Annotated in this window: 19 protein-coding genes; 11 read left to right on the top strand and 8 right to left on the bottom strand. The window is 72.9% G+C overall.

Annotation, left to right across the window (positions count from 1 at the left end; all coding sequences use genetic code 11):
* Nucleotides 1-34: 34 nt before the first annotated feature.
* Entirely contained in the window at nt 35-808 is a 774-nt protein-coding gene (locus tag AC061S_RS02900) for an AfsR/SARP family transcriptional regulator (protein ID WP_478684206.1), read from the bottom strand.
* 333 nt (nt 809-1,141) lie between these two features.
* On the opposite strand from AC061S_RS02900, the gene AC061S_RS02905 reads away from it, so the two are divergent.
* The 5 genes from AC061S_RS02905 to AC061S_RS02925 all read left to right on the top strand — a co-directional run bounded on the left by AC061S_RS02905 (nt 1,142) and on the right by AC061S_RS02925 (nt 6,544).
* Nucleotides 1,142-1,408 carry a StsA-related sactipeptide RiPP gene (locus AC061S_RS02905; protein WP_250741964.1) on the top strand — a complete coding sequence of 89 codons (267 nt, stop codon included), beginning with the start codon at nt 1,142-1,144 and terminating at the stop codon, nt 1,406-1,408.
* A gap of 70 nt (nt 1,409-1,478) precedes the next feature.
* Nucleotides 1,479-2,984, top strand: coding sequence for a StsB family radical SAM/SPASM domain sactipeptide maturase (gene stsB / locus AC061S_RS02910; protein ID WP_478684207.1), 1,506 nt, complete (start codon nt 1,479-1,481; stop codon nt 2,982-2,984).
* Entirely contained in the window at nt 2,965-3,273 is a 309-nt protein-coding gene (locus tag AC061S_RS02915; RefSeq protein WP_478684208.1) for a PqqD family protein, read from the top strand. The genes stsB and AC061S_RS02915 overlap by 20 nt, the downstream gene beginning before the upstream one ends.
* Nucleotides 3,270-4,682 (top strand): NAD(P)/FAD-dependent oxidoreductase, encoded by a 1,413-nt coding sequence (locus AC061S_RS02920; protein ID WP_478684209.1) that lies wholly within the window; start codon nt 3,270-3,272, stop codon nt 4,680-4,682. Before AC061S_RS02915 ends, AC061S_RS02920 begins: the two co-directional genes overlap by 4 nt.
* Entirely contained in the window at nt 4,679-6,544 is a 1,866-nt protein-coding gene (locus tag AC061S_RS02925) for a S9 family peptidase (protein WP_478684210.1), read from the top strand. The genes AC061S_RS02920 and AC061S_RS02925 overlap by 4 nt, the downstream gene beginning before the upstream one ends.
* Nucleotides 6,545-6,551: 7 nt before the next feature.
* Here the strand turns inward: AC061S_RS02925 and AC061S_RS02930 are convergent, their stop codons facing one another.
* The 6 genes from AC061S_RS02930 to AC061S_RS02955 form a co-directional block, all read right to left on the bottom strand.
* Entirely contained in the window at nt 6,552-7,835 is a 1,284-nt protein-coding gene (locus tag AC061S_RS02930) for a helix-turn-helix domain-containing protein (protein WP_478684211.1), read from the bottom strand.
* 82 nt (nt 7,836-7,917) lie between these two features.
* On the bottom strand, nt 7,918-8,556 hold the full coding sequence (locus AC061S_RS02935) for a GAF domain-containing protein (protein ID WP_478684212.1): 639 nt from the start codon (nt 8,554-8,556) through the stop codon (nt 7,918-7,920).
* Nucleotides 8,553-9,461 (bottom strand): S8 family serine peptidase, encoded by a 909-nt coding sequence (locus AC061S_RS02940; RefSeq protein ID WP_478684213.1) that lies wholly within the window; start codon nt 9,459-9,461, stop codon nt 8,553-8,555. The genes AC061S_RS02935 and AC061S_RS02940 overlap by 4 nt, the downstream gene beginning before the upstream one ends.
* Nucleotides 9,452-12,523 (bottom strand): AAA family ATPase, encoded by a 3,072-nt coding sequence (locus tag AC061S_RS02945; RefSeq protein ID WP_478684214.1) that lies wholly within the window; start codon nt 12,521-12,523, stop codon nt 9,452-9,454. Before AC061S_RS02945 ends, AC061S_RS02940 begins: the two co-directional genes overlap by 10 nt.
* 6 nt (nt 12,524-12,529) lie before the next feature.
* Nucleotides 12,530-12,979, bottom strand: a complete 450-nt coding sequence (locus tag AC061S_RS02950) for an aroma-sacti cluster domain-containing protein (RefSeq protein ID WP_478684215.1) — start codon at nt 12,977-12,979, stop codon at nt 12,530-12,532.
* 97 nt (nt 12,980-13,076) lie between these two features.
* The gene (locus tag AC061S_RS02955) at nt 13,077-13,898 is read right to left on the bottom strand and encodes an MvdC/MvdD family ATP grasp protein (RefSeq protein WP_478684216.1); all 822 of its coding nucleotides are present in this window, start codon (nt 13,896-13,898) and stop codon (nt 13,077-13,079) included.
* Nucleotides 13,899-14,256: 358 nt separating this feature from the next.
* Here AC061S_RS02955 and AC061S_RS02960 point away from each other — a divergent pair, with 358 nt between their 5' ends.
* The 5 genes from AC061S_RS02960 to AC061S_RS02980 are packed head-to-tail and all read left to right on the top strand — an operon-like array spanning nt 14,257 to nt 19,221.
* Entirely contained in the window at nt 14,257-15,198 is a 942-nt protein-coding gene (locus AC061S_RS02960) for an ABC transporter ATP-binding protein (RefSeq protein WP_478684217.1), read from the top strand.
* 4 nt (nt 15,199-15,202) lie between these two features.
* Nucleotides 15,203-16,012, top strand: a complete 810-nt coding sequence (locus tag AC061S_RS02965; RefSeq protein ID WP_478684218.1) for an ABC transporter permease — start codon at nt 15,203-15,205, stop codon at nt 16,010-16,012.
* 19 nt (nt 16,013-16,031) lie between these two features.
* A complete protein-coding gene (locus tag AC061S_RS02970) occupies nt 16,032-17,246 on the top strand; it encodes a YcaO-like family protein (RefSeq protein WP_478684219.1) in 1,215 nt (404 codons plus the stop codon).
* Between the two features lie 29 nt (nt 17,247-17,275).
* The gene (locus AC061S_RS02975; protein ID WP_478684220.1) at nt 17,276-18,652 is read left to right on the top strand and encodes a TfuA-like protein; all 1,377 of its coding nucleotides are present in this window, start codon (nt 17,276-17,278) and stop codon (nt 18,650-18,652) included.
* Nucleotides 18,649-19,221 carry a DUF6434 domain-containing protein gene (locus tag AC061S_RS02980; protein ID WP_478684221.1) on the top strand — a complete coding sequence of 191 codons (573 nt, stop codon included), beginning with the start codon at nt 18,649-18,651 and terminating at the stop codon, nt 19,219-19,221. Before AC061S_RS02975 ends, AC061S_RS02980 begins: the two co-directional genes overlap by 4 nt.
* Here the strand turns inward: AC061S_RS02980 and AC061S_RS02985 are convergent.
* The gene (locus AC061S_RS02985; RefSeq protein ID WP_478684331.1) at nt 19,205-20,470 is read right to left on the bottom strand and encodes an MFS transporter; all 1,266 of its coding nucleotides are present in this window, start codon (nt 20,468-20,470) and stop codon (nt 19,205-19,207) included. The genes AC061S_RS02980 and AC061S_RS02985 overlap by 17 nt on opposite strands.
* Before the next feature lie 63 nt (nt 20,471-20,533).
* Here AC061S_RS02985 and AC061S_RS02990 point away from each other — a divergent pair, with 63 nt between their 5' ends.
* Nucleotides 20,534-21,286 (top strand): AraC family transcriptional regulator, encoded by a 753-nt coding sequence (locus AC061S_RS02990; protein ID WP_478684222.1) that lies wholly within the window; start codon nt 20,534-20,536, stop codon nt 21,284-21,286.
* The last annotated feature ends 81 nt before the right edge of the window (nt 21,287-21,367 follow it).

The raw sequence follows: 21,367 nt of genomic DNA on the forward strand, positions 1-21,367 counted from the left end.
GCCGTCGTACCGGCGGCGGTGCGACGGCGCCCGGTCAGAACTCCGCCGCCAGGGCGAGCTGCCGCTCGCGGTCCTGTCTGAGCAGTCGGGGGATGGCGCCGCTCGGCGCCACGCCCAGTTCCGCGGAGAGCAGCTCCTGATAGCCGCGGTAGCGGCGGTGCGCGTCGGCCACCTCGCCGACGAACAGGCACGATTGCACGGCGATCCGCCGGGGTCCCTCCCGCAGCGGGTCGGCCTGGGTCGCGGCGTCGGCCAGCTCGAGCACCGCGGAGTGCTGCCGGCTCTGGAGGAACCTCTCGGCGAGGCGCTCCAGCGTCTGGACGCGCTGGAGCCTCCACTTCTCCTGGAACGGCACGAGCCAGTCGTCGTCCCAGTCGTTCAGCAGCGGGTGGCGCAGCAGGCTCCACGCCTGCGGAGGCCGCTCCTCGCCCACCGCCGCCACGGCCGCACCGGGCACTGCCACGGCCGCACCCGGCGCCGCCCCGACCGCACCGGACACGGCCGCGATCAGCCTGGCCGCCGCCCGGTAGTCCACTTCCACGTGATCGGTGAGGGTGATGGTGGTGTGCGAGGCCCGCAACAACCCGCCGGCCGTGGCCTGGTTCAGCCGCCACAAGGTCTGGCGCAACCGGGCACCCGCCCGGTCGGGCGGGGCATCCGGCCACAGCCGGGCGGCCAGATCGCCGCGCCGCAACGGGCGGTCGCTCAGCACCAGGGCCGCGACGAGCCGTTGCTGGATGTCGCTGAGATCGGTGACCCGCCGGTCGGTGCGGCAGACGAAGCCTGGCAACAGCGATATGTGCACCATGCCTAAGCCGGTGGGATTCATCGCACCTCTCGGGTCGTCCGACGGGCCGCCGGCCGCCGGGTGGGCGCTCCATTGATCCCGATTTCCACGTTCGCTTCACATGAGCTTCACAACGGCTGTGGTAAGAGCGTGAGGCAAGGCCTGGAGATCGTCAACACCCGTGCGCGGCACGTTCCGGCAGCCCCGGTCCACTGCCGGAAGACGCCCCGCCCGCGCTGCGTATGTCCCCTTCGTCGCTCCGGCACAACCCACATTCGTGGGGTTGTTTCACGGGTCCGCCGCGAGCAGTCTCGGTTGCGTCCCCGATCGAACGCGACAGCGAAAGGTGGAAGCATGACCTTCAACGCCCTGGAGTCCCTGCGTGCGGCCGGCGTCATCGGCGGCACGATGGCGCCCGCTCTCGAAGAGTTCTACGCCAGCCTGACCCCCGAGGAGACCAAGGTCCTCATCTCGACGAAGACCCGCCTCGCGGCGATCCTGCCCGACGTGGTGGCGCACTCCCAGGACTGGACCTCCCCCGAGGCCACGAAGGAGGGCTTCGACGCCGCGATGCTGTGTGCCTGCGGCCTCTGGTCGGGATCGGGCCAGGCCGAGAACTGACCGTTCACAGGCGGGGTCCGGCGGCCGTTCGCGTCGGGCCGCGCCTGTGCCAGCCCAGAGAGGAGGCGGGATGCGAGGGAACGGCAATCTGGTCCGGAACCTGTCGCTGTTCGAGGTGCCCGAGGATCTGACGTACTTCGTGCACGGTGAGGACCACCTCGTGGTCAACCCGGAGGTGGCCGCCCGGTGCGTCCTCTCCGGACGTGAGTTCCGGGTCCTCGAAGCCCTGGCGTCCGCCCGGGCCCGCGGGGAGCAGCCGGGGCTGGAGCAGAACGGCGAGACGGAACGCGTCCTCGCCAAGCTCATCCTGAACTGGATCGTGTACTTCAACGGCAACAAGCCCAAGGTCAGGCTGGGCGAACCGCCCCTGGGCGTCGCGTACTACGCCATCACGGACGGCTGCAACCTCCGCTGTCCCTACTGCTACGCCTCCTCCGAGAAGTGCCTTCCGGGCGAGCTCGACACCGCCGAGTCCCTGGACCTGGTCTCGCAGATCGCCGACTTCGGCGCCGGGACCATCATCTTCACCGGTGGCGAGCCGATGCTCCGCAAGGACCTGTTCCAGGTCGTCGAGCACGCCAAGAGCAGCGGTCTGAAGGCCAACGTCATCACCAACGCGACGATGATCCGGACCGAGGCGAAGGCCCAGCGGTTCGCCGAGCTCTTCGACGCCGTCACCGTGAGCCTCGACGGAGGCACGGCCGAGACCCACGACCGCACCCGCGGCAAGGGCGCGTTCGCCAAGACCCACCGGGCGATCCAGCTGCTCAACGAGGCCGGGGTGGCCCCGGCCATCAACCACATCGTCACCTCGGACAACGTCCACGAGCTGGAGGACTTCGCCTCCTTCCTCGACGGGATCGAGATCCACAGCGTCCGCCTGATGAACCACAACGACCTGGGCCGGGGCGTCGGCGACGAGTACGACTTCGGCTGGCAGGACCACCTGAAGGTGCAGCAGCTCGTCTGGACCTCGCCGGTCGCCGGCAAGCTGAAGCCGGACGGGCCGAGGCCGGTCACCGCGTGCTCGGTCAAGGGCAACTGCGGAATGGGCGGGAACGAGATCTACGTCAACTCCCTCGGGGACGTCTACCCGTGCAAACTCGTCACGGGCAAGGGGGAGTTCGCCGGCAACATCAGGAAGCAGCGGCTGTCGGAGATCTTCGCCAGTCCGGTCCTGACCTCGATGCGCAAGAGCACCGTGTACGGCGGGGAGTTCCACGCCGACTGCGAGAAGTGCTACATCAAGGCCAACTGCGGCGGCGGCTGCCGGGCCGCGCACATGTCGGAGTCCGGCGACCTGCGGCGCAACAGCCGCCACCTGTGCCGGATCCTGCGGCACGGAGTCACCACGCAGCTGTGGCAGGAGACCGGGGTGACCCGCGCCGAACTCGCCCTGAACGGCCTGGAGATGACGGTCCCGAGGCTGGTCGCCACCGGGGAGGTGCACGAGGCCCACGAACAGTGGAAGACCTACGTCCGCCCGCCGGCGGCCGTGCCCGCGATCAAGGTGGGCGAACTGATTCCGATCATGCCGGTGAACAGGAGGCTGGGAGATGTCCCTGCACATCAGTGACGCGGTGATCTGGCAGGAGACCGCGGACGGCATCTCGCTCTACCACAGCGAGTCCGGCGACTTCCGCACCCTGAACGCGACGGCCGCCCAGATCTGGGCGCTCGTGGAGAGCGACGGGGACCGGGAGACGGTCATCAGGAACCTGTCCCTGCTGTTCGCGGGGCACAATCCGGTGATGACGGCCCGCATCCGCGCGGAGGTGGACGCCTTCATCAGCTCCATGGTCGAAGCCGATCTGCTTCTGGAGACGGAAGCCGGGACCCGGAGCGAGCCGGCCGCGCGGTCATGACCAGGGCCGTCGTCCTCGGCGGAGGCTTCGCGGGGGTGCTGGTGGCCAAGGTGCTCGCCCGGCACGTCGACGAGGTCACCGTCGTGGAGGGCGGCCGGTACCCGGACGGCCCGGGCGTACGGACGGGGCTGCCGCAGGCGTTCCACAGCCACGTGCTGGTGACCGCCGGCGCCGAGGCGCTGGACACGGTGCTCCCGGGAACGCTGGAGGCGCTCCTCGCCCGGGGCGCGCACCGCCGGGGCCTGCCGGACGGCGCACTGATCCTGAGCGCGGACGGCTGGTTCCGCCGCCACGAGACCGGGGCCTTCATGGTGTCGTGCAGCCGCTGGCTCATGGACCACGTCATCCGGCAGCGGGCCCTGGCCGACGGGGCGGTCACGGTGCGGGAGAGCACCCGGGTCCTGGGGCTCGTAGGGGACGCGTCGCGCGTGACCGGTGTCCTGGTCGCGGGGGAGGACGGCTCCGGCGAGACCCTCCGCGCAGACCTCGTCGTGGACGCCACGGGCCGGCGTTCGCGGGCCGGACGGTGGCTGACCGCGATCGGGGGACCCGAAGTCGAGGAGGAGGTGGTCGACCCGGGTCTCGCCTACTCCACCCGGATCTACCGGGCGCCCCCCGGCCTCGCCGCCGACCTCCCGGCGATCATGGTGCACCCGCGGCCTTCGAGCGGCCGACCGGGGTACGGAGCCACGCTGTTCCCCATCGAGGACGGCCGGTGGATCTTCACCCTGACCGGCACCCGCGACGCACGGCCGCCGGCGGACGAGCCGGGATTCACCGACTGCGCGCGGGCGCTCCGCTCGCCGATCGCGGCGGAGCTGCTGGCCGCGGCCGAACCCCTCGGCGGGGTACGGCCGTTCCGGGCCACCGCGAACCGCCGGAGGTTCTTCGAGCGGCTGCCCCTGCCCGAAGGGTTCCTGGTCGTCGGCGACGCGCTGACGGCGGTGAACCCGGTCTACTCGCACGGCATGTCCGTCGCCCTGCTCAGCGCCTTGCGGCTGGACCGGGAGCTGACGGAGCGCGGAGCCCGCCCCCGCGTGCTGCCCGCGGTCCAGGCCGCGGTGGCGGAAGTGGCCTCCGAATCCTGGCGGATGGCGACCGAACAGGACCGGGTACGGGCGGCCGCCACGGAGGGGCCGGTGTCCCGGGAGCGTCCCGTATCCGCCGCCGGGCAGCGGATGAGGGCCAGGGTGTCCCGGGCGGTGCTCAGCAGCCCGGCGCTGATGACCCGGCTGTTCCGTGCCCAGACGCTGGTCGCCGCCCCGGCGGCCTCCCCCACGCCCGCTGCCGGCCCTTCGCCGGCCCCGCCGCTGGACACCGACGAGGCGGTCGCGCAGTTCCCCGGTCTCCGGGACTGGTGGTTCTCGGAGCGCGGCGTCCGACAACCCACCCCGGGAAGGGAACCGTGACCACGGAAGCCGTACCGCTGATCCCGCACTCCGTCCTGTTCGGCAACCCCTCGTACCTCGTGCCCGAGATCTCCCCGGACGGGACCCGTCTCGTCTACCTGGCCCCGGACGAGGGCGTGCTGAACGTATGGACGGCGCCGGTGGACCGGCCCCAGGAGGCGAAGCCCGTCACCCACGACCGGGGCCGCGGCATCCGGACGTACGGCCTGTGCCACGACGACCGGACCCTCTTCTACCTGCGGGACCGGAACGGCGACGAGAGCTGGCGGGTCCACCTCGTCGACCTGGTCACCGGCCGGGAGCGCTGCGCCACCCCCTTCGACGGCGTCCAGGCACGGGTGCTGGCGCACAACCGGTGGCACCCGACGACCGTGCTGATCGGCCTGAACAAGGACCGGCCGGGGCTGCACGACGTCTACGCCCTGGACCTGGTGACGGACCGGCTCACCAAGGTCGCGGAGAATCCCGGGTACGTGAGCTGGATCGTCGACACCGACCTGCGGGTGCGCGGCGGCACGGTGATGAAGCCCGACGGCGGCCTGTCCGTCTTCCTCGACCCGCCGGGCGGAACGGGCGGGCCGGGCGGCCCGGACGCCGCCCCGCCCTGGCTCGACGTGCCCTACGAGGACGCCATGGGGACGCGCGTCATCGGCTTCTCGCGCGACGGCGCCACCTGCCACCTCCTCTCCTCCATCGGGGCCAACGCCACCCGCCTGTTCGCCGTCGACCTCGCGAGCGGACGGCGGACGCTGCTCGCGGAGGACGCGGTGTACGACGTCAAACAGGTCGAGTTCGACCCGGCCGACCGCCGGCCGCAAGCGGTGCTGTTCGCGAAGGACCGCGACGAATGGGTCTTCCTCGACGAGGAGTTCGGAAAGGACCTCGGCCGGATCCGCGGCGAGCTCGCGCTCCGGTCGGTCGACGGCGAGGTCTACGTGGACCGCACCGACCGCGGCGAACGGCTGTGGACGGTCTCGGTGGTGACCGGCGCCGGCCCCGTCCTCTACTACGTCTACGACCGGCCGGCCGGGGAGCTGCGCTACCTCTTCAGCCACCAGCGGGAGCTGGAGGCCTACACGCTGGCCCGGATGGAGCCCTTCGAGTTCTCCGCACGCGACGGGGTCACCGTGCACGGCTACGTCACCTGGCCGCCCGGCGCCGAGCGCGCGGGCCTGCCCGCCGTGGTGAACGTGCACGGCGGGCCCTGGGCCCGGCACACCTTCGCGTTCGACGAGGAGGCGCAGCTCCTGGCCAATCGCGGCTACGCGTGCGTCCAGGTCAACTTCCGCGGTTCGACGGGCTACGGGAAGCACTTCCGCAACCTGGGCGCCAAGCAGTGGGGCGCCGCGATGCAGACCGATCTGCTCGACGCCGTCGCCCACCTCGTCGCGGACGGCGGCATCGACCCCGCGCGCATCGCCATCATGGGCTGCTCGTACGGGGGTTACGCGGCGCTGGTCGGTGCGGCGTTCACCCCGGAGGTGTTCACCTGCGCGATAGACCTCTGCGGTCCGTCGAACCTGCTGACGCTGCTGGCGGCCGGGGCGCCGTACCGCACCGCGCTGCGCTCGTTCATGCACGCCCAGGTGGGGGACCCGGAAACGGAGCGCGCCATGCTGTGGGAACGCTCTCCGCTGTCGCGGGTCGACGAGATCCGCATCCCCGTCCTGGTCGTCCAGGGCGCCAACGACGTGCGCGTGCCCCGGGCCGAGGCCGAGCAGATCGTCGCGGCGCTGTCGGTCAAGCAACTGCCGTACGAGTACCTGCTGTTCCCCGACGAGGGCCACGGCCTGGCCAGGCCCGCCAACCGGCAGGCCTACTACGCCGCCGTCGAGCGGTTCCTCGCGGAGCACCTGGCCTGACTCCATCTCAGGCCAGGGCCGCCCGCACCAGATTCGGCAGGTGCAGGCGGGTCTCCGCCTCCTCGTGCGCGGCCCGTACGAACCCGCCGCCCGTCAGCGCGCTGAAGCCCTCCACCACCTGGTTCATCGGCCGGTGCAGGGCCTCGGCGGCCTCGCATGCTGTCAACGGCCGGTCAAAACAGGCCAGTTCGTGCAGGAGCGTGCGATGGGCGGGGGCCAGTCGCTCGACCCCGGCCCGGATCGGGCAGCCGATCGTCCCGGGAACACCGGCGGGCCGGGTGACCGCCGGCAGTTCGAGCAGCTGGGCCGCGGGCATGTCCGCGAGCCGGCGCAGGCTCAGTACCCCGCACCGGGCTGCCGCCGCTTCCAGCGCGGCCGGCAGGCCGTCCAGGGTCCGGCACAGCCGCACGGCCGCCCCCGCGTCCGCCCGGCCGAGTACGAATCCCGGCCGTACCTCCGAGAGCCGGTCCACGAGCAGCCGCACCGACGGTACGCCGGCCAGGACCTCCAGGGAGCTCGCCGCCTCCCAGTCGGGACCGGGGACGGCCAGCGGCGCGAGCACGGTCCCCTGGACGCCGGCCACGCTCCACGGCGCCCGTGACGTACTGACCACCCGGATGCCCGGGCAGTACGCCAACAGCTCCTCCACGCCCACCGGATCCCGGGCGTCGGCGACCCCGTCGAGCACCAGCAGCACCTCGTGCCGGCCGATGAGCCGGCACACCGCGGCCACGTCCTGCGCACCCGATTCGACGAGCGGGCGCAAGGAGCGCAGCAAGGGCCCGAAGGCCGTGCCGTGCCCGTCGAGGGCCACCGCTCCCGCCCCGATCCACAGCACCGGCCAGCCGCGCCGGGAGCTCAGCCGCGCCGCCGTCTCCGCGGCCACCCGCGACTTCCCCACACCCGCGAGCCCCGAGAGGGAGATCAGCCGGCGGTGTTCCGACTCCAGGGCGCCCACCATGGCCCGGACCTCGACGTCCCGCCCGAGGAGGGCGTTGACGGACCGCGGCACCGCCGGGCAGGGATCGGCGCCGGCCGGAGCCGGCCCCCCGCTGCCCAGGCCCGCGGTGACGAAGAGCTCTCGCGCCAGGCCCGCCAGCCCCAAGGCGTCGGCGAGCAGCCGGACGGTCTGCATCCGCGCGTTCGCCCGGCCCGACTCCAGGGCACGGATCGTCCGCGGGCTGATCGTCGACAGGTCGGCCAGCGTCCGCTGGGTGAGCCCGGCCTGCACGCGCTTGAAGCGGAGCAGTTCGGGAAACGACGGAGCCTCGGCCTCGGTACGGTGGACCATAGGCCAGGAGGGTAGGAGGGACCCGTTCCGTCCGCGTCTCCGGTGCGTCGCCGCCACGTCTGCGCTCCGTCTCCGTCGGCCGTCAGACCACCTTCGAACCGGGGTGCGCACCCCTGTCCAGCAGGTCCAGCGAGATGCTCAGGAGCGAGACGGCCAACGGGTCGGACGCGTCCATGACCGCGTGCTCCGACAGCCGGGCCACCAGCTCTCCCATCCGCGGCGCCGCGCTCGCGGCCTGCTCGCTGCGCCGCAGCAGCGCGAGGCTCAGCGCCGCCTGGGTGGCGAGCAGACCCAGCAGTTCGATGTCGTCGAGCTCCCGGCCGGGGGCGTTCGCGTCGTGGGCGTGGCGGTCCAGCACCTCGATCACGCCGATGCACTCCCCGTCCGCGATGAGCGGGGCGGCCATGATGCTCGCGGGAACGTACCCGGTGGAGGCCGCGGCGTCGTGGGCGAACCGGTCGGTCGCGGCCACGTCGTCCGTGATCAGCGGCTGCCCGCTGGCCGCCACCCAGCCGGCGATGCCGGTGCCGGGCTCGAACCGGCGGCCGACCAGGCCCTGTTCGCCCTCGCCCGCGACCGCCGCGAAGATCAACTCACCGGTGTCGGGGCTCACCATGAAGACCGATGACGCGGCGGCCCCGTAGATGTACCGGGCCACCGTGACGACAGACTGCAGGAGCTGACGTTCGGTGGCCATCAGATCGTGTGGCCAGGGTTTCATTCTTCTCCGCCTCCTTCTCCTTGGACCGATGTCTTGTGGACCGGCCCGATGTCGACCGATACGTTCGCGGCGCAGTGGTACAGAACGCTCTTGAGCTGGAACGGCGTGAGCCACGGATGCTTGCTGAGGACGAGGGCCGCGATCCCGGCCATGTGCGGCGCCGCGAAGCTGTTTCCGGTGTTGCGGACCGTGCCGCCGCCCAGGCTCGCCACCGGCACGCGCACCCCCCGGGCGCGGAACTCGACCGGCGGTGCGGCGTTGTAGTAGAAGCGCATGCCGTCCGGCTCGGCGTGGCTGGCGACCGAGATCACCGAGGCGAAGTTCCAGGGGAAGCTCTCGATCGGCAGGTTGTGCGCCGCCGCCACCACCGCGGTCCGGCGGAAGTAGGCGCGGTCGCACAACTCGCCGAGCCGGTCCCGGAATTCGACCCTGCTCGTCGACAGGCTCATGCTGACGACGTCGAAGCCCTCCTCGATCGCGAAGGCGAGTCCGGCGATCAGGGCGGAGGCGCTGCCGGCCCTCCCGTCGCCGAGCACCTTGAGCGAACTGAGCGAGACCCGGGGCGCGATGGAGCGGATGATCCCCGCGCAGGCGGTCCCGTGCCCGGCGGTGTCCAGCGGTTCGCACTCCTCCACGCGCGGAGCCCGGCCCTCGGCGCTCACCACCTGCCAGGCCCGCTCGACCCCGCCGACCAGCGGATGCGCCGCCTGGACACCGCTGTCGAGCACGCAGACCCGTACGCCCTCGCCGCTCGCGCCCTCCCAGGCCCAGCGCGGGCCGATCCCCTCGAACAGGGCCGTCGGCAGGGGTTCGCCGGGATCCCCGCCGGCCGGCATGCTCCAGGCGGGCATCCCCGACGCGTGCGGCCGCCGCTCGCGCCGCCAGGGCGCGCCGTTCAGATCCATGCCCGTACCGCCTCCAGCGGCTTCACCGCGCCGACGGCCGCGTAGCTGTCGAGGGCCAGCCCGGCCATGGCCCGGGCCTCGGCCCCCTCGCCCAGATGCCGGTGGGCCCGGGCCAGGTCGAAGCAGACCTCGCCCCGAAGGCACGGGTCGTCGATGTCCCGGAGCAGCCGCAGCACCTCGGCGCGCAGCACCTCGGCGCGCACCGGCTCGGCGCGCACCGGCTCGGCGCGGCCCTGCGCGGCGGCGCCCAGCACGGCGGCCGACAGGCACAGGATCCGCCCCCGGACGTCCATCTCCGCGCGCCGCGCGAGCAGTTCCGTGATCCTGCGGGCCGCATCGTCGGCCCGGTCGCGGCGGGCGCACTCGCGGGCCGCCTGCACGCGCATGGTCAGCGCGACCGGTACGTAGCCGGCCTGTTCGAGAGCGTCCGCCGCGCGGCGGAAACGCCGCTCGGCCTCCGCGTGCTCACCGTCCAGCGAGGCGGCCAGCGCGGCCACCTGATCGACCAGGACCCGTCCCATGGTCAGCCGGAGCTGCACGACGACGGACTCGGCCTCGGTCAGCGCCGAACGCGCACCGCTCCGGTCCCCGGTCAGTGCCAGACAGCGCGCGCGGGCGGCCAGCGCGGGCAGGGCCAGGAACCGGTCGGCGGCGAACCGCTCCAGGAGCTCCGCGCATCCCGCGAGCTTCTGCGCCATCGGGCTCGGCGACCACTGCCGGATCTCGCACAGGGCCACCAGGAGGCGGTCCTCCTCGTACGCGTCACCGACCGCCCGGGCGTGTTCGAGCGCCGCGCACGCCGCCTCCTCGGCCGCCCCGAACCGGCCGTGGTCCAGGTGGACCAGCATCCGTACCTGCTCGAAGCGGCACCGGGCGGAACGGTCGGGCTCCTCGCCGTCGAGCGCGGCCCGCAGTCCCTCCACCTCGGCCGCGGTGACCTTGCCGAGGCGGGCGGCCAGCAGGAGCCGCTGCACCCGCACCAGGGCGGGAGCGGGACCGGACCCGGAGGCGGTTCCGGAAGCGGACCCGGTGCCGGACCCGCTGTCGGGCCCCCTTTCGGGCCAGGCGCCCTCCTCCACCACCTCCAGCGCACCCAGGGTGTCCCCGGAGAGCATGAGGGCGTCGCTGAGCCGGACGGCCGCGACCGACCGGCACCGGTCCGGCCCGCCCCGCGCCAGTACGAGCGCCCGTCCGAGCAGTCCGATCGCCGTCGGCACATCACGCTGCCGCAGTGCCACGGTCCCCTCGCCCAGCAGGGCCCCGGCCGCCTGCCGCGCCAGTTCCGGCAGCTCCGCGTCGTCCGGGCGCAGCCCTCTGAGGAGCCGGGTGGCGGCTTCCAGGTGGAAACCGGGACTGAAACCGTGCTCGGCCAGCCGCCGGTGCCAGGAGACGCGCTGCTCCTTCTCCAGCCTGCCGTACGCCACTTCGTGCACCGGCTGTTGGACGAAGCGGTAGCCGCCTACCTCCGCCGTGGCGTGGAACAGCCGCTGCCCGGCGAGTTCCGCGACGGCCGCCGCCGGCGCCGGCTCGCCCAGCAGCGCGAGCTGCTCCAGGGTGAACGAGGGACCGATCACCGAAGCCGCGCCCAGCAGCCGCCGGCCCGGCGCGGGCAGCCGGTCGATCATCGCCCCCACCATGGCCGTGATGCTCGGCGGCACCTCGTCGACGGTCCGGCCGTTCCGCAGCCAGTCCATCATCAGCCGGATGTACAGCGGATTTCCCGCGCTGTACAGCGCGACCCGGCCGACCTGCTCGGCCAGATCGAGCCCGTGCGGCTCCACCTCGTCCCCGCTCCCGCGCCCGGCCAGCGAGACCGCCAGCCGCGCGCTGTCGGCCGGGACCAGCGCCCCCACCTCGATCACGTCCGCCTCCCGCGGCCCGGAGCCCTCCCGCGACCCGGGAGCCTTCCGCGACCAGGGCCCTGCCCGCCCCGCGAGCTCCGGTCGGGACACGCAGACCATCAGGAGCGGGAGGTCCCGCAGCCCGTCCAGCAGCTCGACGATGAGCCGCAGGAGCGACTGCCCGGCCCACGCGAGGTTGTCCCACACCACGACGAGCGGGCCGGAGGCCGCCGCGGTGAGCAGCTCGCGGGTCGCCCAGGACACCTCCTCGACGCCCGGGCCCGGGACCGCACCTGCCCGCCGGGGGAGCGAGGCATCGCGCAGCGCCGCGAGCACCCCGGCGATCCGGTCGTCCGATCGCAGCAACTCCGCGCAGGACGGCGCCCGCCGGGTCAGCGCGTCCAGCATTTCCACGAGCGCCCCGTAGTTCCCGTCCGTTCCGTAGGACTGGCAACTGCCGAACACGGCGACGGGCCTCGCCCCGGCCGCGACGAGGTCGTCCACGGCCTCCCGGACCAAGCGGGTCTTGCCGATGCCCGGCGGTCCGAGCACCGTCACCAGCTCCGCGCGCCGCTCCCGGGCCACCCGGTGGTAGATCCGGCGCAGCCGGTGGCGTTCGGCGGCGCGGTCCACCATGAGGGACCCACCGTCGGCGCTGTCCGCCCCGTCGGCGGCGGCCTCCCCGGTGACCACCAGGACGGGCACCGGCTCGGCCTTGCCCTTCAGCGCGACCGGCGGCACCGGGACCATCGTGTAGTGCGGACGGGCCAGGTGCGCCACGGTCTCGTTGACGATGATCTCCCCGGCGACCGCCAGCGACTGGAGGCGTGCGGCGAGGTTGACCACGTCGCCGACGACCCGGATGCCGGTCCGGGCCGAACGCGTCACCAGCGCCTCGCCGGCCGCGATCCCGCAATGGACCTCGACCGGAGCCGCGTCGGTGGCGGGCGTGCGCAGGTCACGGACCTCGGCGCGGATGCAGGTGGCCGCGCGCAGTGCCCGCGGGGCGTCGTCCTCCTGGGAGGTGTCGGCTCCGAAGACCGCCATGATGGCGTCGCCGATGAACTTCTCGACGACCCCGCCGTGCTCCTCCACGGCGGCCGAGCAGATCTCGTAGTACTCGTCGAGGAGCCGTTGCAGCGGCTCCGGATCCACGCGCTCGGCGAGCCGGGTCCACCCGACCAGATCGAGGAAGAGCACGACCACCAGTCTCCGGCTCATGCGCGCTCAGAGCAGCTTCAGGTCGTGCGCCCACACCTCGGCATCCGCTCCGGAATCCGCCTCGACCAGCCGCAGTTGCACCGATACGACGACCGAGGTCTCCTCCTCGGTCAGGCCCGCCAGCACCTCGCGCTGCGCGGTGCTCAACTGGTCGACCGGAAGCCCGGCCTCGCGCAGAGCGGTCAGAGGGTCGAACATGTCACCCACCCCTTTCACGGGGCCGCACGGCGGCGGCCACACATCGATCGGCAGGAGCCGGTGGACGTAGCAGTAGGCCACCAGCTCCGCCCTGTTCCTGCAGTTGAACCGGTCGAGCAGGACACTGATCTCCTCGCCCACCGTGTGCCTGCTCAGGCGCAGCGCACGGGCCACGCGGTCGGTCGTGTGTCCCCGCGCGACCAGGGCCACGAGCACCAGGCCGCGGCTGGAGATCTCGGCACCCCGTATCGCCGTCACCGGCGAGAGTTCCTCACGGCGAACTCCTCACGGCGAACTCCTCACGGCGAACTCCTCACGGCGAACTCCTCATGACGCACTCCTTACGACGCACTCCTCATGACGTACTCCGTACGAACAACTCACGGACCATGACGGCGGCCATGAACGAGACGCCGTACCAGCGCGCCTTGCGTTCGAACCAGAGCCAGTCCCCGTCCGGGTTGGCCTCCAGGAACACCGGCTCCCCGGTGTCGGACACGAGCAGGTCGAACGCCCCGTAGCCCAGGTTCCACGCGGCGCACAGGGTGCGTACCGCCTCGGCCGCGGGGTGCGGGCAGTCGACGCGCGTCACGGTGACGCTGTCGGGATCCGTCATCGGGCTCGACGGGTCGGGCTTGCGGACCTCGAAGGCGCAGATCCCGCCGTCGAGGTGGTAGACGCGCAGCTCACGGGCGTGCGCCACGTACTCCTGGACCACGACCGGGCGCTCTCCCGCGACGCCCGGGGCCGGTCCGGGGCCCTGCTCCACCGCCTCCCGGCCCACGACCGAGGGCAGACAGGCCTTCCAGTTCCGGCGGTCGGGCTCGAACAGCCGGAAGTCCGGAGTCTTGACGACGAGGGCCGCCGCCCCCACCTCGCGAGCGCCCGCCGCCACGTCATTGGTGACGACCGTACGGGGCGTCCGCACGCCCAGCCGGCGCGCCTCCACGAGCTGGCCCGGTCCGACGACCGTGCCGCCGGGAAGAGCGGTGCGCGCCGTCGCCGACACCTGCCGGAGGAACCCGGACCAGGACTCCGCCCGCAGCGGAGTCATCGAACCCGCCGGCCCGGCCTGCGCCAGCAGCGCGCAGGCCGAACCGTGCCGCACCCAGACCACGGCCGGCCGGACCCGGCGCCCGGCGATGTCCAGCAGACCGGTGTCCACGTCGAGAGCCATGGGCGTCGAGAGGAGTTCGTCCTGCCGGATCAGTATCGCCGGAGTTTCCAGAGGCCCCGTCAAAGCATCGCGAACGACCTCCAATTCACGGCCGCCCGCGCAATTCACCAGAACCACAACGGATTGGCCGTCGCGGTCTTCCGCCTGTCCTGAACGGCTCATGCTGCGCATGCTAGCCAACGGGGCGGGCCGGGAGGCGGCAGAACGGAGGCAGTTCCCAGGCAGCTTGGGCGGCGGCCGCTTCCGTGCCGTCCCGCGGGCGTAACGTCCAGCCGCAGCAACCCGATCGGAAGTCCCGGAGAAACACCGACCAGAGAAACACCAAGAGGAACATCGATCACATTGTGGAGGGCGGACCGTGGCGAATGGTGTGGTGAACGCCGAGGAACTGACCAAGCGATACCGCGGGAAAGAGACGCCGGCTGTCGACCGAATTTCATTCGACATCGCCAAAGGCGAGACCATCGGGCTGCTGGGACCCAACGGTGCCGGAAAGACCACCCTGATGAAGATGATCTGCGGCGTCACCCCTCCCACCACCGGGCGGATCCGGGTGTTCGGCGTGGACCCGGCCCGCGACCCGGTCGCCGCCAAGAGCGGCATCGGCGCGATGCACCAGTCCGCCCCCTACGACGAGATGCTCTCGGCCCTGGACAACCTGCTGATCGCCACCCGGTTCAAAGGCCTGTCCTGGCGCACCACCCGGCCCTGGGCGATGGAAGTGGCCGAGTACCTCGGCCTCAAGGACGCCCTGTCCCAGCTCGTCTTCCAGCTGTCCGGCGGACAGCGTCAGCGGCTGCAGCTCGTACGGGCCCTGCTGACCATCCCCGAACTCCTCATCCTCGACGAGCCCTCGGCCGGACTGGACGTGGCCGGCCGGCACCAGATCGAGCGCTTCGTCCGGTGGCTCCGCGAGGAGTACGGCATGACCGTGATCTGGACCAGCCACATCATCCAGGAGCTGGAGCGCAACGCCCAGCGGGTCCTGGTCATCAACAAGGGCAAGGTGGTCCGGTTCGCCCAACCGAGCGAACTGGTGAGGGAGTTCGGCGGAGCGCACCTGCAGGTCAGCGTCGACGACGCGGTCGGGGCCAAGGTCGTCAAGGAGTGGGCGGCCGCGGCCGGACTGGCCGCGACGGCCCAGGACGCCGAGGTGCGCATCGAGAACGCGCAGGTGCGGGACGTGCTGCCGCAACTCTCCCGGCACTGCCACGACTCCGGGGTCGCGATCTCCGGAATCTCCACCGTCACCGACTCGCTGGAGCAGGTCTTCCTGCGCATGACCGGGAACGAGGGCTGAGACCGTGGCCGACCTGGGATTCAAGACCACCGCACCGGTCGCGTCGGGCAAGCCGGCGGACTTCACCGCCGTGTTCTACCGCGAGTACGCGCTCCTCGCCCGCAACAGGGTCAACCTCATCCTCGGCCTGACCCCCATGCTCGTGTACCTGCTCCTGGTGAACACCTCGCTGGGCAACGTCGTCGGGAACATCACCTACCGCGGCGAAACCCTCCCCTTCGCGGTCTTCCTGCTCCCCATGGTGCTGGCCATGTCGGTGGTCAGCGCCTCCGGGACGACGGGCATGGCGATGTTCCAGGAGGAGATGAGCGGGGTGTCGACCCAGCTCTGGAGCTGGCCGCTGCGCCGCTCGCGGTTCCTGGCCGGCAAGCTGCTGGCCGGGGTCTCGCTCGTACTGGCCCAGAGCCTGCTGGCCCTGGCCGTCGCCGCGATCATCTTCGACTACCCGTTCCACGCGTCCCACTGGATCTGGCTGCTGCTGGCCCTGGTGCTGTCGTCGGTGGCGTTCAACGGGCTGTACCTCGCGGCGGCCGTCCTCATCAGCGACTACCGCACCTTCATGGTGCTCACCAGCGTGTCGGTGCCCGTCCTCGTCTTCGCCGCCCCGTCACTGTCCACCGCGCAGCAGCTCCCCACCGTGCTCCGGTGGATCTCGACGGTGAACCCGGTGTCGTACGCCGTCACCGGGATGCGCGACGCCGCGATCTTCGGCCTGGGCAAGGCCTGGCCCTCCCTGGTGGTGCTCGCCGTCGTCGCGATCGTCGCCAACTTCGTCGCCGGCCGGGCGCTGTTGCGGCGCACCCGGAACCTCTGACCCGCAGGAGCCCCCCACCGTGCAGAACGAGGACACCGTGCAGACCGGCGGCGCCGTGCACACCGACGGCGCGCCACTCGCCTGGCTTGCCACACCGGCAGACCGCTCCGTGCACCGCCTGCCGGGCACGGACCGGGCCCAACCGGCCCAAGCCACCTGGGAGATGGCGACCAGAGCGGCGGCCAAGGTGGGCGTCACCCGGGTAGCCGACATCACCCGGCTCGACTCCATCGGCATCCCCACCTTCCAGGCGATCCGGCCGCTCTCCAGGACGCTCGCCGTCTCCCAGGGCAAGGGGATGACCCCCGAACTGGCCAGGCTCTCCGCGGTGATGGAGTCGGTCGAGACCTGGCACGTGGAACAGCCGGCCCCGCCCGCGCTGACCGCCACCCCCCGCAAGCTCCGTACACAACTGGGCTACGAGGTCTCCGCGTTGGCGCCCTCAGCGCCGAGCCTGCTGCACGACGGGCTGCCGCTCGACTGGGTGGCGGCCAGGTCCCTGGTCGACGGAGCACGGACCCTCGTCCCCGTGAACGCCGTCCGGCTCACCCTGGAGGAGCACACCGACTGGAACCCGCCGGTGTTCTTCGAGTCGACCAACGGCCTGGCCAGTGGGAACACCCGGATCGAAGCCGCTCTGCACGCGCTCTGCGAGGTCATCGAGCGCGACGCGATGACGGCCGCGGTCGCCGGGGGCGGGGAGATGGGCGTACGCGTCGACCCGCGCTCCCTGGGGTCGCCGGTGGCCGACGAGCTGTGCACGCTGATCGAACGGGCCGGCGTCACCCTGGAGGTCCGGCTCGTCCCGTCGCCCACCGGCCTGCCGTGCTTCCTGTCCTGGGTCGCGAGCGAGGAGTACCCGGCGCCGATGTTCGGCTTCGGCTGCCACCTCAGCCCGGAGATCGCCCTCACCCGAGCCGTCTCCGAAGCGGCCCAGGCCAGGCTCGCCTACATCTCGGGGGCCCGGGACGACCTCCGCGAGGACTTCGGGCACGTGGACGCCGGCCGGCTGCGGAGCGCGCGGACCGGCCCGGCGGCCGCCGACATCAGGGGCCTCGTAGAGGATCCCGTCCCGCACGAGAGCCTGGCCGGCGCCCTCGCCCACGTGGTGCGCCGGGCGGCCGCCGCCTTCTCCCATCCGCCGCTCCTCGTCGACCTGACGCGCGAGGAGATCGGGGTCCCGGTCGTCAAGGTCGTGGCTCCGGGGAGCCGCGTATGCCCGGAGGTGTTGTAGTGAATGGGCTCAGCGTGAATCGGCTCAGCGTGAACGGGTCCAGGGTGATCGTCTACGCGGGGCCGACGATCTCGGCCGCCGACGTCCACGCGGTGCTCCCGGAGGCGGACGTACGGCCGCCCGCGGGCCGGGGCGACCTCCTGGCGGAGGAGTGGCACCCGGGGGACGTGGTCGTGGTCGTCGACGGCTACTTCCGGGAACGGCGCTCCGTCGGCCACAAGGAGATCCTCCAGGTGCTCACCGAGGGCGCGGAGGTGATCGGCGCCGCGAGCATGGGCGCCCTGCGGGCCGCGGAACTCGCCCCCTGCGGCATGCGGGGCCTCGGCGCCGTCTTCACCCTGTACGCCTCGGGAGAGATCGACGGGGACGACGAGGTGGGGGTGTTGCACGGCCCGGCCGAGATGGGGTACCCGGCCCAGACCGTGGCCCTGGTGAACCTCCGCTACGGCTGCGCGGAGGGCGCCGAGACCGAGTTGATCCCGCCCGACGCCGGCCGGCGGATCGTGGCGGCGGCCGCGGCGCTGCCCTTCGCGCACCGGGGCTGGAAGGACATCGAGCAGGCCCTCGACGAGCAGGACCACGACTCACTGCGGACGCTGGAGGAGATGATCGCCTCGGGCGTCTGGGACATCAAACGGCTCGACGCCATGGCGGCGCTGCGCGCGATCGCGAGCCGGGGCGCCGCGACCCCCGGCCCGGTCGCGCCCGAAGTGCCCTTCACCGGCATCAGCCGGACCCAGTCCCTGGTCCGCCGGACCCGCCGGGAGCACGCTCCCGGCCGGTGGATGTCGGACCTCGACGTCCTGGACGCCGCCCGGCTTTTCGACGCGGGCTACCCCGCGCTGCACGAGGAGGTGCTGACCGGCCTCCTGCAGGAGCTCGCCGGCGCCAGGGGCATGACGCTCGAAGCGTACGCACGGGCCAAGCTCGGGCTCGACGGCCGGTCGCCGCTGCCGGACTCCCTCGCCCGGTGGTTCACGGAACAGGAGCGGGACGGGCTCCCCGTCGCCGACCGGATCCGGCTCCTCATGGTGCGGGTGTGGCCGGTGTGGCAGTCGGTCGACTGGCGTCCGGCGGTCCTGGCGCGCCTGCGGGACTCCGAGCACTGGGAGGAGTGGTGCGCGCTCGTCGGCCGGGCCGACGAGGCCGCGGAGGAGACCCGGCCCAGGCTCGTGGTCCCGCCGCCGCCGATGTGCGCGAAGCTCTTCCTGCGCCACTGGCAGGGGAGCGGCACCTCGCCGGACGTCGAAATGGCCCGCCGCGGGTTCACCGGCCTGGACGGGCTGGGCGCGGCGGTCCCGAGGTTCTTCGCCCTCGACGTCCTGCGCGGCCGTGAACGCCGCCGGGCCGCGGACCGTCGCCCCCGGGCGGGCACGGGCGGTGCGGAGTCTAAAATGGGAACATGAGTGCGAATGAAGGTGACGTGCGGCCTGCTCCGAGTCCGGAGTTGAGCGGGGCGGAGCTGGCTCGCTGGTACTGGACGCTGGCCGAACTCACCGCGCTGGCACGCCGGATGGGCCTGCCCGCCGGAGGCGGGAAGGCGGCGGTCACGGCGCGGATCGCCGCCGCGCTGGATGGGCTCCCGGCCCCGGCCCCCGCCCCCGGCCGTGGTGCGGGCCGGCAGCTCGCCGCACCCGTGGGCGGTGCCAGCGTGTTCCCGCCGGGGCAGCGGTGCAGCCAGGTGCTGCGGGAGTACTTCGTCCGGGAGATCGGGCCCGGCTTCCACTTCGACGCCTTCATGCGGGATTACGTCGCCCAGGGCGCGGGACGCACCCTCGCCGAAGCGGTCGCGCACTGGCACGCCACCCGGGCGGAGGCGGCGCAACCCCAGGAGATCGGGGCCCAGTTCGAGCTGAACCGGTTCCTCAGGGACTGGCACGCCCGCCACCCCGATGGCACCCGCCCGCAGGCCCTGGCCGCCTGGCGGGCCCACCGCTCCAGCCCCCGGGAGGCCGCCGTCACCCGCGGGCCGTAGTGAGCTCCGGCTCCGCGGGCTCCGGCAGGCGCCGGGCCAGGGCCCAGGCCAGCAGGGGGAGCGCGGCCAGCGGGAGCAGGGCCGTGCGCAGCGAGGCGGCGTCGGCCGCCGCGCCGATGAGGGGGCTCGCGAGGCCGCCCACGCTGACGGTCAGCCCCAGGGTGACCCCGCTCGCCGTGCCCATGCGCGTCGGCAAGTAGTCCTGGCCCAGGGTGACCTGGAGGGAGAACGGCACGTACAGCGCGGTGGCGGCCAGTGCCGCGCAGACGTACACCAGCGGCAGCGGCAGGAAGAGGATGCCCGCGACGGCCGGCACCACCGCCGCGTAAGCACGGTGGACGGTGGTGACACGGCCCCAGCGGGCGGCCAGCCGACCGCCGAGGAGGGTGCCGCCGGCGCTCCCGGCGAAGAGTGCGAACAGGGCTGCGGCGCCGGCGGTCTCGCCGCCGCCGCGCTCACGGACGTACAGCGCGATGAAGGTGCTCAGGCCGGTGAAGACCACCGAGCGCACGACGACCACCAGGGAGAGCCGCAGGAAGGCCCGCCGGAGGTTGCGCGGGTGCCGGGCCGGGGCCGGGGCCGGTGTCGGTGTCGGTGTCGGGGCCAGGGGTGGGGTGGCCGCCGCCCGGTGCGCGGCCGAACGCTTCGCGGACGGCGGCCGGTTGAGGAACACGCCCAGCGCCGCCGGGGCGGCCAGCAGCCACCACCCCGCCGGGCCCGGCAGTGCCAGCGCGCCGACGACCAGCAGCGGGGCGCACGCGAAGCCGACGTTGCCGCCGAGCGCGAACCAGCTCATCGCCCCGTGCCCGGGTCCGCCCACCGTACGGACCAGCCTGGCGGCCGCCGGGTGGTAGGCGGCGACGCCCAGCCCGGACAGGGCGACGGCGGCGAGGGTGGCCGCGTACCCGGCGTCGAGTCCGACGAGCGCCACGCCCAGCCCCGCGGCGGCGGTGGCCAGCGGGATCAGCCAGGGCATCGGCCACCGGTCGGTGAGCGCCCCGAACAGCGGCTGGACCACGGAGGAGAGCAGCGAGGCGGCCAGCACGATGCCGGACGCGGCGGCGTACCCGTACGAGCGCTCGGAGACGAGGAACGGAACGAGAGCGGCGACGGCGCCCTGGTAGACGTCCACGCAGGAGTGGCCCGCGGCGAAGGCGGCCGTACGCGGCCGGGCCGAGGTCGGGGTGGGCGTGGGTGCCGGCTGGGGCGCCGGTATCGGTATCGGGGCCGGGGTCGGGGTCGGTCTCATGGAGGTCACCGGTCGAGAATCGCTCTCGCCAGGGGTGGCCCGCTTCCGATAAATTGCCGAGTGATGCAGAAAATCCGCCACACCCCGCGCGCCGCGACGAGCATCCGAGAGCTCGACACCCACCACGGCATCGATCCGCACCGCCACGACGACCACCAGATCTGCTACGCGGGCTCCGGCGTGCTGTCCGTCACCACCGACGCCGGCACCTGGGTGGCCCCGACCACCCGGGCCCTGTGGATCCCCGCCGGGACCGTGCACGAGCACCGGGCCTTCGGCCGCGTCCACCTGCACTGCGTGGGCCTGCCCACCCATCTCAACCCGCTCTCCCTCTCCGCCCCCGCCGTGCTCGCCGTCGGCCCCCTGCTGCGCGAGCTGATCCTCGCCTACACCCGGGCCCCGCAGGACGACACCGCCGAGAGGCGAAGGATGCTCGCGGTGCTGCTCGACCAGCTGCGGGCCTCGCCGCTCCAGCCACTGCACCTGCCCGCTCCCGCCGATTCCCGGCTGGCCGCGGTGTGCGCGCTGCTGCACGCCGACCCGGCGGATCCGCGCGGGCTGGCGGAACTCTCCGCGGGGGCCGGGGCCGGGGCGGGGGAGCGGACCCTGAGCCGACTGTTCCGCGCCGAGCTGGGCATGACCTTTCCGCAGTGGCGGACCCAACTGCGCCTGCACCACGCGCTGCGGCTGCTGGCGGTCGACACCCCCGTGACGGCGGTCGCGCACCGCTGTGGCTGGTCCTCGGCGAGCGCGTTCATCGACGTGTTCCGCCGGGCCTTCGGCCACACCCCGGGTACGCACGGCAAGGTGGGCTGACCCCTTCGTCTGGCCGTACGCGTCCCGCCGGGTCAGCATGGTGGGAGGGAACCGGTTCGGGGCCAGGCGGTTGGGAGGAAC

Source organism: Streptomyces sp. CA189, assembly GCF_056428985.1.